We start from the raw sequence: 13,488 nt of genomic DNA, 5'->3' as shown, positions 1-13,488 counted from the left end.
CGCGTGAATTACGAAGTTTATGGTCCATACATTCCGGTTGTCATGCTAATCACATTCTTAGCGTTGTTTGCTTGGGTACTTAACCCTAAAAACAAAGAAAAATATGACGATGCAGCGAATATGCCTCTTCAGGAACCTGACGAGCCAATACTGGGTGATGAGTCCAATAACGGGGGAGATCAAAAATGAGTGCTTTCTGGAGCGCGTGGGTAACGGTAATTACCCTAGCAGTAATTCTTGGCTGTACTTGGCTGCTTCTTGCTACTCGCAAGAGCCAACCGCACCAAGAGACTACTGAAGAAACGCTAGGCCACGAATTTGATGGCATAGCTGAGTATGATAATCCACTCCCTAAATGGTGGTTCCAGATGTTTATTGGAACTGTCGTTTTTGGTCTGTGTTATCTTGTTCTATACCCAGGTCTAGGTAATTACCAAGGCTTGCTTGGATGGACATCTCACAACCAATGGGAAGAAGAAATTCAACATGCAGAAGAAGTATATAAGCCTGTATTTGCAAAATACGCTTCTCTGCCTACTGAAGAACTTCTAAAGCCTGAAAATGCAGGTGGCCTTAAAATGGGTCAACGCATGTTCGCTAACAACTGCTCACTGTGTCACGGTTCAGCAGCGACAGGCGCACACGGCTTCCCTAACCTGACTGATAATGATTGGTTATACGGCGGCGATCCAAAAACGATCAAAACCACCATCACTAATGGTCGCGTAGGTGGTATGCCACCTTGGGGCGCAGTTCTTGGTGAAGAAGGTGTACGTGATGTTGCGCACTACGTTCTATCACTAAGCGGAGCAGAGTCTGATAGTGAAGCAGCTGAACGCGGCAAAGGCCAATTCCAGGCACTTTGTACTGCTTGTCACGGCGCTGACGCTAAAGGCCTGCCTATCTTAGGAGCACCAAACCTAACTGATAACACATGGTTATATGGCGGCTCTTTTGAGAACATTGCTCATACAATTCGTAACGGTCGTGCTGGTGTAATGCCTGCTCATAAAGACCTATTAAGCGAAGACAAAATCAATTTGATCACCGCTTACGTATATAGCTTGTCAAATAAGTAAGTGCAGAAATTGAAAATAAAAGGCGATATGATATGGATCATATCGCCTTTTTTTGTAGATCGTTTAAAATATTCAGCTTTGCTAATGCATTGAGCAGGTATTAGCAAAGTTGATTTTCAATTATCACTGGTGAGTATGTGAGCAACGATATGAATCAGATCCCAGTTCAAGACGTCACTCCAAAGAAAAAGAAAAATTCTGAGGAGAATTTTGATCTGTACGCAAAACGTGAGCACATTTACGTTAAAGACTATACAGGCATTTTCAAAAAATTCCGTCAAGCATCAAGCTTCATTATGCTTCTAATGTTCTTCGGTTTTTCTTGGATTACATGGGATGGCCGTCAAGCTGTCTTATTTGACCTACCCAACCGCCAATTTCATGTATTTGGCATGACGTTCTGGCCACAAGATTTCATGTTGTTATCTTGGTTACTTATTATTCTTGCTTTCGCCCTCTTCTTCTTCACTGTATTCGCTGGACGTTTATGGTGCGGCTATGCTTGCCCACAATTTGTGTGGACTTGGATCTATATCTGGATCGAAAGCATGACTGAAGGTGACCGTAACAAACGCATGCGCATGGATAAAACCGAAGGTATGAGCACAGAAAAGCTCATGCGAAAAAGCGCTAAGCATATACTTTGGATCCTTTTCTCTATTGCCTCAGCGATTGCCTTTGTTGGCTATTTCACCCCGATAAGAGAACTCATCGATGGCGTTCTCTCATTCCAACTAGGCCCTTGGGAGATGTGGTGGATTGGTTTTATCGCGGTTGCCACATATGGAAACGCAGGCTGGCTAAGAGAGCAAGTTTGTATCTATATGTGCCCCTATGCACGTTTCCAATCCGTCATGTTTGACCAAGACACCCTTATCATTTCATATGATGAAGAGCGCGGTGAAAGCCGAGGTAAACGTAAAAAAGGGAGTGACTATAAAGCCGAAGGCTTAGGTGATTGTATTGATTGTAACCACTGCGTTCACGTATGCCCTGTCGGAATCGATATACGCGATGGTCTTCAATATGAGTGTGTCGCCTGTGGTGCATGTGTCGATGCTTGTGACGATATTATGGAACGAGTAGGCTATGAAAAAGGCCTCGTTAAATACACAACAGAACATCAGTTAGCCGGGAATAAAACTCATATTTTACGTCCACGTTTAATAGGCTACTTTGCAGTTCTCTGCGCGATGTTTATCGCATTCGGATATACACTATATAGCCGTATCCCACTTGAAGTAGATATTTTGCGTGACCGAGGCAAGCTATTCGCTGAAACCTCTAATGGCATGATTGAAAATACTTACACTCTCAAGCTCGCAAACAAAGAGCAGATTGATCATGAATTCAGCATTAAAGTTTCAGGACTTGAAGGCATGAAATATATGGGCGATGAGATTGTAATGATTAAGTCCGGTGAACTATTGGATCTGCCTATACGTATTGCTATTCCAGCTAAATACTTAAGCAAAGCCAATAACAATATTCTTTTTGAGGTTGAAGCATTAGATAACCCTTCAATTTCTATAAAAGAGGAAAACCGCTTTATTGGCCCAGCGCCGAAACGCTAAGTTGCTGATGAATATCAACATAAGGTGGTGCATTTATGCACCACCTTGTTGGTAAATAGGTTAGAATAGCTGCCCGTTAAATGTGTAACCGTACACGCATTTAACTTGCAGCTTTTTTTTGGGGTATATAACAATGAATTCAGAAGACAACACACCGATTGCTCCTTGGTACAGACAGCCTTGGCTCTGGTTTATTTTAGCGCCAATCATTGCCGTCGTTATTTATGGCACCTCTTTCCTTTACCTATCTATCATTACCCACGACGGTATAGTTAAAGATGATATGTACAAAGTTGCACGGGGCCACTTTGTTGACAAATCCCATTCAGAAGCAGCTAAAGCTTTAGGCGTCTCAGGCACTCTTGAACTTGATAATGCAACAGGCGATCTAATGGTACATTTCAGATCAAACCAGACCGAAAAGCCTAAGCATTTAACACTAAGTATCGTGCATCCAACGCATCAACAGTACGATCAAAACATCATGCTAAAACAGGTTCCAAGCACCAATTCATATACCGGTAGCCTGCAAACATCCCTTAAAGGTAAACGTTACCTTATCTTAGAAGATGATTCTGCTAGCTGGAACTTACGTGCGGAGATCCATCCGCCTTATGATCAAAATAGTATTGAGTTAGAACCAGCGCACAACTAATGACGGACAACCACTCATCAAAAAATTGCTACCACTGTGGACTCCCTATTCCACCTGGTAGCAATTTCACAACCATTATCAATGATGAACCGCGTGACATGTGCTGTCCCGGTTGTTTAGCTGTAGCAGAAACCATCGTTAATAGTGGGCTAGATACCTATTATAAGCATCGTACCGAATCAGCAGGTTCACCTGAAATTAGAAGCAAAGAGTTACCTGAACAACTTCTTCAAGAACTAACTCTCTATAACGAACCTAATATCCAGAAAGACTTTGTCATTACTAAAGACAACTTATCCGAAGCCTCCCTCGTTATTGAAGGCATCACTTGTGCAGCCTGTGTTTGGCTCTTGGAACATCATATTCAAGGGATTCCTGGCGTTGAGAAAGCACACGTTAACTTAACTAACCACCGTGCGCGTATCACTTGGGATAAAACAGTTACCCCATTAAGCACCCTGCTTTCTGAAATATACCGTATAGGTTATCAAGCCCACCCCTATCACCCTGATAAAGAAGAGCAGCTTTTAGAACAAGAACAGAAGCGAGCAACCCGCCGACTAGGTATTGCCGGTATAGGGATGATGCAAACAATGATGATCGCGGTTGCTCTTTATGGCGGTGACATTCAGGGCATTGAAAATAGATACGTCACATTCATGCGTTGGGCAAGCCTAGTTATTGCTTCCCCCGTTATTTTTTATGCCGCACGCCCCTTCTTTCTGGCGGCTTGGCGAGACCTCAAAACCAAACATCTCACTATGGATGTTCCTGTATCACTAGCTATAGGTGGCGCCTATCTCGCCAGCGTTTGGGCAACAATCACAAATAGCGGCGAAGTCTATTTTGATTCAGTGACCATGTTTACTTTCTTTCTTTTAATTGGTCGCTTCCTTGAGATGAAAGCCCGTCACCGCACAGGCCGTGCGGGGAACTCTTTACTTAATTTACTACCTGCAAGTGCATTAAAGATCGTCGGCAATGATGAGCAACTAATTCCCGTCAAAGACTTAACGGTAGGCGATTATGTCATTATACGGCCAGGCCATACGATCCCAGCTGACGGCATTATCACCGCGGGTAACAGCTCAGTTGATGAATCCGCATTAACCGGTGAATACCTACCTATACGCAAGCAAATCGATGATAAGGTTGTTGGCGGCACAATTAACGTAGAAAACCCAATTACCATCAAGATCATTCAAACAGGTAACGAGACCCAGTTATCTGCCATTGTTCGTTTGCTCGAACGGGCGCAAGAGGAAAAACCTCATGTAGCTAAAGTCGCCGACAAAGTCGCTAGTTATTTTGTCACTGCGGTTCTACTAACAGCGATTATTGTTGGCTTCAGTTGGTGGCTAGTTGAACCCTCTCAAGCCTTTTGGATTACACTCTCAGTTCTCGTTGTCACCTGCCCATGCGCACTCTCTCTAGCAACTCCGACAGCACTGACTGCAGCAACCGGTACCTTAAGACAAAATGGGTTATTGATTACCCGCGGCCATGTATTAGAAAGCCTAGCCACTGCCACCCATATTGTTTTTGATAAAACCGGCACATTGACTCAAGGCAATCTGAGCCTACAGCAAATCGTACCCTTAACAGATCTCAGTGAAAGCGAATGTACTAAAATTGCAGCGGCGATTGAAAAACATAGTGAACACCCTATAGCCAAAGCGTTTCATGAGAAATCAGCCGAACTGAACGCTTCCAATATCCATAATGAAGTAGGTCAAGGACTCGAAGGGTCTATAGGTAATCTGCGCTACCGTATAGGAAAACCAGACTTTTCATCCCAGATTTGTTCACAACCTCAACCCCCTTTGCCAGAAACCAGTGGTCAATGGCTACTCCTTTGCAATGAAAATTCAGCTTTAGCTTGGTTTAGGCTCAACGACCAAGTTCGCAGAGAAGCCCAACAGACCATCAAACATCTACAGCAACTGGGATTAACCTGTGAAATGCTAACAGGCGATAATTCATCTGCGGTTGAGGAAGTAGCCACTTTCTTAGGTATTAATAACACAGTATCAGGCGTCTCTCCTGAGCAAAAGCTAAGTCATGTGAAAAACCTTCAAGAAAATGGCGCACAGGTCGTCATGGTAGGCGATGGAATAAATGACATTCCTGTACTGGCTGGCGCCCAAACATCGATTGCTATGGGCGGCGCAACAGACTTAGCAAAAACTAATGCTGACGGAGTGTTAATCAGTCACGACCTACTACGCTTAGTGGACGGTATTTTACTCGCTCGAAAAACTAAGCGAATCATCAAACAAAATTTATTTTGGTCTCTTTTCTATAACCTTATGGCGCTTCCTCTTGCAGCTTTTGGCTTTATTGCTCCTTATATGGCGGCACTAGGAATGTCTGCAAGCTCGCTTGTTGTTGTCAGTAATGCTATGCGTTTGAACCGCTTAAAGAAAAGAAAATTAGGCCCAATCAAACATCAATCTGAAACGTTGAAGACTAACCCCTAACAACAAAATCAGGTAGAATTACTCCTTTAAAAATTAAGGGTTATTGATTCCCATGGACATTATTTTTCTCCTTATTCCAATCGCTATCATCTTAGCGAGCTGTGCCGTTTGGGCTTTCTTTTGGAGCGTTAATAATGGTCAGTATGATGATTTGGACAGCCCCGCTCATAGCATTTTATATGACGATGACGAAGCACTGATTCCCGATGACGCCAAAGTAAAAAAACCTTCTCCTAAGGATAAGGATGACTGAAGCACTCTCACTACCAACCGCATTTTTGCTAGGTTTACTCGGCGGTACACATTGCCTTGGTATGTGCGGTGGTATTGCGACAACAGTTTCCCTTAGCAGCCCAAATGGTATGAAAGGCTTTGGCTTATTACTGGGTTACAACAGCGGGCGAATTACCAGCTACGCTATAGCGGGGGCATTACTCGGCAGTGTAAGTTGGTTAATTGAAAACCCAAGCATACAACTCGCATTACGAATATTTGCAGGTTTAATGTTAGTCAGCATGGGACTTTATATAGCACAATGGTGGCAAGGTCTGACCAAGGTTGAGCATCTAGGCTCCTATCTCTGGAAAAAAATCAGCCCTTTTGCACGCCACTTTTTACCGGTTAAAACATTACGCCAAGCACTCATGCTCGGCGTACTTTGGGGCTGGCTACCTTGCGGTCTCGTTTATAGCACACTCATATGGGCATCCGCCGCTGCGGACTGGACCTTAAGCGCACAATTAATGATCGCTTTTGGATTAGGCACGCTGCCCACTATGCTTTTAACTGGCGTTTTAGCACAACAGGTAAAAACAGTTTTACAACGAAAACTAACAAAACACCTCTCTGGTAGCCTGATTATACTGATGGGACTCTACACAATCCCTTGGCAAGGCATACTGAATTAGCCATAGAGTTAAACCAAGCTTAGTTACTAATAGATTATTTACTGTCAGTGATGGCAGCAGTCGAGATAACGAGGGAAACATTCGTGGATAGCAACCTGATAAAATGGGACTTAGATCTAATCAAGCGATACGACCTTTCAGGTCCACGCTATACATCTTACCCAACAGCCGTTCAGTTCGATCCTGAACTATCTTCCTCGGATTTAGTGACAACAGGACAGAACTCTGCCGACTTAAATGCGCCACTCTCTCTTTATGTGCACATCCCATTTTGCGCACACGTCTGCTACTACTGTGCCTGCAATAAGGTCATTACACGAAATCGTAAGAAAGCACAGCCCTATTTGGATACCCTGTATAAAGAGATGGCTCAGCTTTCCAAATGGTATAGTAATGACCGTCAGGTCACTCAGCTTCACTGGGGCGGCGGTACGCCTACTTTCATTAGCCATGAGCAGATGAGAGAGTTAATGCAGCAGATGCGGGCTAATTTTAATCTACTAGATGATGACTCCGGCGATTACTCTATTGAGATAGATCCAAGAGAAGCCACTGAAGAAACAATCCAAGTATTAAGAGAGATCGGTTTTAATCGCATTAGCTTAGGTTTACAAGATATAGACCCTAAAGTGCAAGAAGCTGTTAACCGTGTGCAATCGGTTGAACAAACTTCTGCCATTTTAGAAGAAGCTCGCCGCCAAGGCTTCCGCTCACTTAACCTTGATCTTATTTATGGCTTGCCCTATCAAACATTTGATGGCTTTAACGAGACATTAGATACCGTTATTGAGATGAACCCAGATAGACTCTCTGTATTTAATTATGCTCACCTGCCAGATCGTTTTAGGCCACAGCGTCACATCGATGAATCAACACTACCTAGCCCAGAGACGAAACTTGCTATTCTAGAATCAACTATCAGTAAACTACTCAATGCCGGTTATGTCTATATAGGCATGGACCACTTTGCTAAACCTGATGATGAATTAGCTATTGCGCAAAACACGGGAAAACTACACAGAAATTTCCAAGGCTACACAACACATTCTGAATGTGACTTAGTTGCCATGGGGGTATCTGCCATTAGTCAAATTGGTTCTGTGTACTATCAAAACCAGCATGAGATGCAAGCTTATACAGATACAGTAGAAAGCGAAAAACATGCAATTAAACGCGGCGTAAGCTTAACCCAAGATGACATTATCCGACGCCATGTCATCACTCATCTTATTTGCCATTTCGAATTAGAAAAAGCACCAATAGAGCAGCGCTTCGGTATCCAATTCGATCAGTACTTTGCCGATGCCCAGCAAGAGCTAAGCGCTTTTACCACCGATGGTCTTATTCAAATGGACACAAAACGCATTACCGTATCACCCGCCGGTCGGTTACTAATTCGCAGAATATGCATGGCTTTTGATGCTTATATACCAAAAGACCTTAGCTCACAGCGATTCTCACGGATTATTTAACTTTCCGTATTTACAGAAATATTACATAATCAAAATGTAGCCACTCGATTATAACGACAACAGGAATGTATTATGAGTGATAACAAGACAAACGAAGGGAAGCTGCGCAGTTTGCAGCAGGTTAGCTGTAACACTTGTAGTCTTAGCTCATTATGTCTCCCCGTTTCGCTTAATATGACAGAGATGGAACGGTTAGATAGGATTATCGATAAAAGCCGACCATTAAAAAAAGGGGAGCACCTATTTAACCAAGGTTCCGAGTTCACTGACGTGTATGCGATTCGAGCAGGGACCGTTAAAACCTACACCATCACAAATGAAGGTGAAGAACAGATCACTGGATTCTATTTTCCAGGTGAACTTGTTGGCATGAGCGGATTTGATTGCAACGAATACCCTGTCTCAGCAAAAGTACTAGAAACTACAACCGTTTGTGAAATTCCATTTGAGCGTCTCGACGATCTGTCGGGGCAGCTTCCGGAACTACGCCGCCAGCTTTTACGCACTATGAGTAAAGAGATTCGCGAAGAGCAACAGATGATGCTTCTTTTATCAAAGAAAAATGCAGAAGAGCGTGTAGCAACATTCTTGGTGAAAATATCGCAACGCTTTAAAGCAAGAGGCTATTCTGAAACAAGCTTCCGTCTATCCATGTCACGTAATGAGATTGGTAATTACTTAGGCTTAGCCGTAGAAACTGTCAGCCGTATTTTCACACGTTTCCAAAAAGCTAATTTACTGCGCGTTGAAGGTAAAGAGGTTCATATAGAAGATATAGAGCAACTCTACAGATTATCTGGAGAGATTATAGAAAGTGATGCGACTGAACCAGTAAGTGCTCAATGTGGTAAAAACGGCCACTGCTAAAGATCGATAAAATAAAAGAGCACCGGCATATTGACTACCGGTGCTCGTCAGTCGCACAAAAAGTAGCCATCTCAATGTGTAACCCAACGGGTTCATTAGACCTTTATCTCCCCTAAAATGCATTGAGCCAAATCAACAAGCAGTTTCCAAGGAGTTTTTAATGTCATACGACGAATGTTATGTGAAGTCAGTTATTCGAACCATCCCTGACTGGCCTGAACCTGGCGTACAGTTCCGTGACATAACCCCCCTATTTAAAGACCCGAAAGCATTGCGCATGATCTCTGACGCTTTTATTCAGCGTTATGTTGATAGTGATATTACTCATATCGCCTGCATTGATGCCAGAGGCTTTTTGATCGGCTCTATTATCTCCTACCATCTAAATATTCCCTTAGTTCTCGTCCGTAAAAAAGGGAAGCTTCCAGGCCAAACAATCGAACAAGAATATAAGCTGGAATATGGCACAGCGACCGTTGAAATGCAGGTTGATGCAGTTACTTCTGGAGACAAAGTTTTAGTTTTTGACGATTTAATCGCTACAGGCGGAACAATACTTGCGGCCTGCAGCATTATCAAAAAATTGGGAGCATCAGTATCAGAAGCCGCTGCACTCATTGACCTACCTGATCTTCAAGGTTCCAGTAAAATCCAAGATGCAGGTGTCCCAGTACATACGCTTCTAGCCTACGAAGGCCTTTAAACACTACAAGTGACCTCTAATAGAATACTGAAACGGCTTGCATATTTCTTTTAAGAATATCATTATAACTTAATTGACGAACAAGCCGTTTAGGTATTTCTATGCTCCGTATTATTATCGCCCTATTCCTTGCTAGCAGCCTTCTTAACTCCAGCAACCTATATGCAGAAGAGATCACACTAAAATATAAGCATCTCGACTTAAATGCCAACCTGCACCTGACAGAAGAGAACGGTTTTAACAATATACTTCTCATCACCCACGGCACACTCGCCCACAATGGCATGGAGATCATTGCCACATGGCAAGAGCTACTGGCTGATGAAGGCATGAGTAGCCTAGCTATCAATTTAAGTTTAGGCCTGGATAATCGGCATGGTATGTACGACTGTAAAACTCCTCACACCCATAAACATACCGATGCAATTCCTGAAATAGCTGCTTGGGTGGACTGGCTTAAAACACAAGGTAGCCAATCGATAATATTAGCCGCCCACTCCCGGGGAGGGAATCAAACAGCTTGGTATGCGGATACACACTCAGACCCTGTTATAAAAGGACAAATTTTAATTGCTCCGCAAACTTGGTCGGAACAATATGAAGCAGCGAGTTACAACAAACGCTACCAACACTCACTGCCAGATCAGCTAGAAAAAGCTATTCAATTAGCCCCAGATAACATGCTTACCAATACAGATTTTATCTACTGTGAAGATACGCAAGTAGCCGCTTCAAGCTTTGTAAACTACTATCAAGCTAACCCACGCCTTGATACTCCCACGCTATTATCTAAAACTACACTGCCAACACTAGTCTTCAGTGGCAGTGAAGATACTATTGTTGCCGATCTATTTGAAAAATTGGAAACTTTAAACAACGATGCGGTACAAAGCATTCAAATTGAGGGAGCTGATCACTTCTTTCGCGACCTTTATATGGATGAAGTTACTGAACATAGTTTAGAATTCATCGAACAACTATAAACACTCAGCCCCTACGCTGAGAATAAACGCCGGAATTTACATGTTTAGATTACTACCGATCTTTTGTTTAATAATCAGCCAAGCGATCTGGGCTGTGGAAATACCGAGAACAAAAGACTTACAGCAAGCCTATGTAGAGACTGGTAGAAATTCATCAGGTCAGGAAAAAGTTGTGATGCTCTTAGTCTCGCAACCTAATTGTAACTACTGTCTTCTTATTACCGAAGAGATCATCCATCCAATGCTTTTAAGTGGTCATTATGAGAGCACTACGCTCTTTAGCGAGCTTGAAATTAATACAGGAGGTAGCATTAAAGATTTTAACGGGCAACAGGTAGGCGCTAATACATTTGCTCAACGGTACAATGCATGGGCAACCCCAACACTGCTTTTTCTCAACAATAAAGGTGAGGAAATTGCAGAAAAGATGGTCGGCATCAACACCTTAGATCTCTACGGATACTATGTCGATAAGTCCCTTAATACAGCTTTTAAAAAAATAAATCCCTAAGCACCCTATTTAGATAATTAATTTCGTCATAAACCTATAATTTCCTCTTCCATCCACAACATTTCTTGCTACTATGCACTGCCTTTTTTCTATCAGGAGCTGCTATGTGGTTTAAGAATGTCATCTTTTATCGTTTAACTGAACCCTTCGAATACACACAGGAACAGTTACAAGAAAAGCTCTTGGAACAAACATTTACACCTTGTAAAAGCCAAGAATTGAGCCGTTATGGCTGGGTTTCACCTTGCCATTTAACAGAAGATCTACTCGCTCACCAAGTACACGGCATGTTTATGGTGGCTACCCGCAAAGAGGAAAAGATCCTACCCGGCGCCGTTATCAAAGAAGCCGTTGGTGAAAAGGTTGCCGTTATTGAGCGCGACCAAGCACGTAAAGTTTATAAAAAAGAGAAAGACCAACTAAAAGATGAAGTTGTGCTTGACCTCCTACCCCGCGCTTTCAGTAAGTTCCAACAAACCAGTGCAATTATACTTCCTAGCTTAGGCTGGATTGCTGTTGATTCTTCTAGCCACAAACGTGCTGAAGAGCTACTAAGCCACCTACGTGGAACGCTAGGTAGTCTACCTATAGTACTTCCTGATGTGCAGCAATCACCATCAGCCGTTATGTCCACTTGGTTAGAAAGTGACACTAGCATACCTGAAGGCTTTGAAGTGTTAGATGAATGCGAGTTACGCGATAATGTCCTTGAAGGCGGTGTTATTCGAATTAAAGGTCAACAACTGGAAGATGAAGAGTTTGTTGCCCACCTTGAAGCAGGTAAACGAGTAGTTAAACTTGCCCTTGAATGGGATGAACATCTGAAAATCCTGCTACAAGATGATCTCTCAATCAAACGCCTTAAACTCAGTGACCAACTACAAGATAAAATGTCCGATGAGGCCGCTGAAGATGAAGTCGCTCAATTTGATGCAGATATGGTTCAAATGGGCTTAGAGTTTGCCAAACTGTTCCCTGCGATTATTAAGGCCTTTGGTGGTGAAGCAAAGAGACCCTAAACTAATCGCTGCTTCCCAGCCATACTTAATGACTGGGAAAAGGTGTACAGAAAAACTTGGCTTTAATTCTTAAAAATAATTATAATATTAGAATATTCTAATTTAATGATGGTTAGAGACATGCAAAATAGCCCTGAACAGAACTTACCTAAACTACAATTTTTTCCTGCAGCTTTTTTCTCTGTAGTAATGGGATTAACAGGGCTTACCCTCGCTTGGGATAAAGCCTCTGTCGTTTTTGGTTTTACTGACGTGATTGCTCAGGCACTCCTTATTCTAAGTGCGTCAGTACTACTACTGATTGTTATCACTTATACATTAAAAGCAAAAAAATACCCAAACGCTGTTGTAGAAGAGTATCAACATCCCATCAAAATGAGTTTTTTCCCTGCGTTTTCCATTAGTCTTATTTTAATGAGTATCGCAACTCTACATGTATCTAAGGAGCTCTCATTATATTTATGGGGAACAGGTGTCACTATACACTTAGGTTTTACCATCCATGCTTTAAGCCAATGGATTCACCATCCAAAATTTAAAATCGAACATTCAACCCCAGCATGGTTCATACCTGTTGTCGGTAATATCCTGATTCCCATTGCCGGTGTTGAGCATGGTTTTATAGAGTTAAGCTGGTTCTTTTTTTCAATTGGGTTTATTTACTGGATTATTTTAAAGACTCTCATTTTTAACCGTATGTTCTTCCATGAGCCGCTACCACAAAAGCTGCTCCCTACCCTATTTATCTTAATCGCTCCCCCAGCGGTAGGTTTTATCTCATACATGAAATTAAACGCTGATCTAGACAACTTTTCGCGTATCTTATTTTATACATCGATGTTCTTAGTATTACTGCTTTTCACACAACTACCTAGATTCAGTAAAATAAAATTTTACATGTCTTGGTGGGCGTATTCTTTCCCTTTAGCCGCCTCAACAATAGCAACATTGGTGATGTATCAACACAATCCATCTCCATTTTTCCAATATATAGCTATTGTATTACTTACTTTATCTTCAGTGGTCATCAGCATACTTTTTATTCGTACAATACTGGCGATAATCCGCAACGAAATATGCCTTCCTGAATAAACCAAAGGGGGCGCTCCCACCTCGCCCCTTTTATTGACCTGTTTCCAGACAGAAAAATGCACTAAAAAAAATCACAACGAACCAATCGTCACCATAATGGAACAAAAATAAGCGTTAAAAAAATTTAAGTCATTAAAAATCAAAA

At 42.3% G+C, this 13,488-nt stretch carries 14 protein-coding genes; all 14 read left to right on the top strand.

Features of this window, described 5'->3' with window-relative positions; genetic code table 11:
- The first annotated feature begins 3 nt into the window (after positions 1 to 3).
- The 14 genes from Q4486_RS03270 (at position 4) to Q4486_RS03205 (ending at position 13,343) form a co-directional block, all read left to right on the top strand.
- On the top strand, positions 4 to 189 hold the full coding sequence (locus tag Q4486_RS03270; protein WP_067863848.1) for a cbb3-type cytochrome c oxidase subunit 3: 186 nt from the start codon (positions 4 to 6) through the stop codon (positions 187 to 189).
- Entirely contained in the window at positions 186 to 1,079 is an 894-nt protein-coding gene (gene ccoP, locus Q4486_RS03265) for a cytochrome-c oxidase, cbb3-type subunit III (protein ID WP_303415405.1), read from the top strand. Before Q4486_RS03270 ends, ccoP begins: the two co-directional genes overlap by 4 nt.
- 149 nt (positions 1,080 to 1,228) lie before the next feature.
- Positions 1,229 to 2,653 (top strand): cytochrome c oxidase accessory protein CcoG, encoded by a 1,425-nt coding sequence (gene ccoG, locus Q4486_RS03260; protein WP_303415406.1) that lies wholly within the window; start codon positions 1,229 to 1,231, stop codon positions 2,651 to 2,653.
- Between the two features lie 133 nt (positions 2,654 to 2,786).
- On the top strand, positions 2,787 to 3,308 hold the full coding sequence (locus Q4486_RS03255) for a FixH family protein (protein WP_067863839.1): 522 nt from the start codon (positions 2,787 to 2,789) through the stop codon (positions 3,306 to 3,308).
- Entirely contained in the window at positions 3,308 to 5,788 is a 2,481-nt protein-coding gene (locus Q4486_RS03250) for a heavy metal translocating P-type ATPase (RefSeq protein WP_303518267.1), read from the top strand. Before Q4486_RS03255 ends, Q4486_RS03250 begins: the two co-directional genes overlap by 1 nt.
- A gap of 52 nt (positions 5,789 to 5,840) precedes the next feature.
- Positions 5,841 to 6,041 (top strand): cbb3-type cytochrome oxidase assembly protein CcoS, encoded by a 201-nt coding sequence (gene ccoS / locus Q4486_RS03245; RefSeq protein WP_067863833.1) that lies wholly within the window; start codon positions 5,841 to 5,843, stop codon positions 6,039 to 6,041.
- Positions 6,034 to 6,696: a sulfite exporter TauE/SafE family protein gene (locus Q4486_RS03240; RefSeq protein WP_303415410.1), complete on the top strand. Its 663-nt coding sequence runs from the start codon at positions 6,034 to 6,036 to the stop codon at positions 6,694 to 6,696. The genes ccoS and Q4486_RS03240 overlap by 8 nt, the downstream gene beginning before the upstream one ends.
- Positions 6,697 to 6,779: 83 nt before the next feature.
- Complete coding sequence (hemN, locus tag Q4486_RS03235; protein WP_303518264.1) at positions 6,780 to 8,168, top strand: oxygen-independent coproporphyrinogen III oxidase; 1,389 nt, start codon at positions 6,780 to 6,782, stop codon at positions 8,166 to 8,168.
- Positions 8,169 to 8,240: 72 nt separating this feature from the next.
- Complete coding sequence (fnr, locus tag Q4486_RS03230; protein WP_303415414.1) at positions 8,241 to 9,035, top strand: fumarate/nitrate reduction transcriptional regulator Fnr; 795 nt, start codon at positions 8,241 to 8,243, stop codon at positions 9,033 to 9,035.
- Between the two features lie 160 nt (positions 9,036 to 9,195).
- Positions 9,196 to 9,738 (top strand): adenine phosphoribosyltransferase, encoded by a 543-nt coding sequence (locus tag Q4486_RS03225; RefSeq protein ID WP_067863821.1) that lies wholly within the window; start codon positions 9,196 to 9,198, stop codon positions 9,736 to 9,738.
- A 101-nt stretch (positions 9,739 to 9,839) separates the two neighbouring features.
- Positions 9,840 to 10,721, top strand: a complete 882-nt coding sequence (locus Q4486_RS03220) for an alpha/beta hydrolase (protein WP_303518262.1) — start codon at positions 9,840 to 9,842, stop codon at positions 10,719 to 10,721.
- 40 nt (positions 10,722 to 10,761) lie between these two features.
- On the top strand, positions 10,762 to 11,232 hold the full coding sequence (locus Q4486_RS03215; protein WP_303415429.1) for a thioredoxin fold domain-containing protein: 471 nt from the start codon (positions 10,762 to 10,764) through the stop codon (positions 11,230 to 11,232).
- A gap of 104 nt (positions 11,233 to 11,336) precedes the next feature.
- Positions 11,337 to 12,251: a recombination-associated protein RdgC gene (rdgC, locus tag Q4486_RS03210; RefSeq protein ID WP_303518261.1), complete on the top strand. Its 915-nt coding sequence runs from the start codon at positions 11,337 to 11,339 to the stop codon at positions 12,249 to 12,251.
- Between the two features lie 120 nt (positions 12,252 to 12,371).
- Positions 12,372 to 13,343, top strand: coding sequence for an SLAC1 anion channel family protein (locus Q4486_RS03205; RefSeq protein ID WP_303415433.1), 972 nt, complete (start codon positions 12,372 to 12,374; stop codon positions 13,341 to 13,343).
- The last annotated feature ends 145 nt before the right edge of the window (positions 13,344 to 13,488 follow it).

It is taken from the genome of Neptuniibacter sp. 2_MG-2023 (assembly GCF_030547495.1).
Lineage (GTDB): Bacteria > Pseudomonadota > Gammaproteobacteria > Pseudomonadales > Balneatricaceae > Neptuniibacter.
The sequence above is the reverse complement of the archived record's forward strand: the minus strand, read 5'-3'. Positions and strand labels throughout refer to the sequence as shown.

Bases quoted from the DNA above. Each gene is read 5' to 3' on its own strand.
- Q4486_RS03225 (WP_067863821.1), top strand. From the start codon at position 9,196: ATGTCATACGACGAATGTTATGTGAAGTCAGTTATTCGAACCATCCCT.
- ccoP (WP_303415405.1), top strand. From the start codon at position 186: ATGAGTGCTTTCTGGAGCGCGTGGGTAACGGTAATTACCCTAGCAGTA.
- fnr (WP_303415414.1), top strand. From the start codon at position 8,241: ATGAGTGATAACAAGACAAACGAAGGGAAGCTGCGCAGTTTGCAGCAG.
- ccoG (WP_303415406.1), top strand. From the start codon at position 1,229: ATGAATCAGATCCCAGTTCAAGACGTCACTCCAAAGAAAAAGAAAAAT.
- Q4486_RS03205 (WP_303415433.1), top strand. From the start codon at position 12,372: ATGCAAAATAGCCCTGAACAGAACTTACCTAAACTACAATTTTTTCCT.
- Q4486_RS03220 (WP_303518262.1), top strand. From the start codon at position 9,840: ATGCTCCGTATTATTATCGCCCTATTCCTTGCTAGCAGCCTTCTTAAC.
- Q4486_RS03255 (WP_067863839.1), top strand. From the start codon at position 2,787: ATGAATTCAGAAGACAACACACCGATTGCTCCTTGGTACAGACAGCCT.
- Q4486_RS03215 (WP_303415429.1), top strand. From the start codon at position 10,762: ATGTTTAGATTACTACCGATCTTTTGTTTAATAATCAGCCAAGCGATC.
- ccoS (WP_067863833.1), top strand. From the start codon at position 5,841: ATGGACATTATTTTTCTCCTTATTCCAATCGCTATCATCTTAGCGAGC.
- rdgC (WP_303518261.1), top strand. From the start codon at position 11,337: ATGTGGTTTAAGAATGTCATCTTTTATCGTTTAACTGAACCCTTCGAA.
- Q4486_RS03250 (WP_303518267.1), top strand. From the start codon at position 3,308: ATGACGGACAACCACTCATCAAAAAATTGCTACCACTGTGGACTCCCT.
- Q4486_RS03240 (WP_303415410.1), top strand. From the start codon at position 6,034: ATGACTGAAGCACTCTCACTACCAACCGCATTTTTGCTAGGTTTACTC.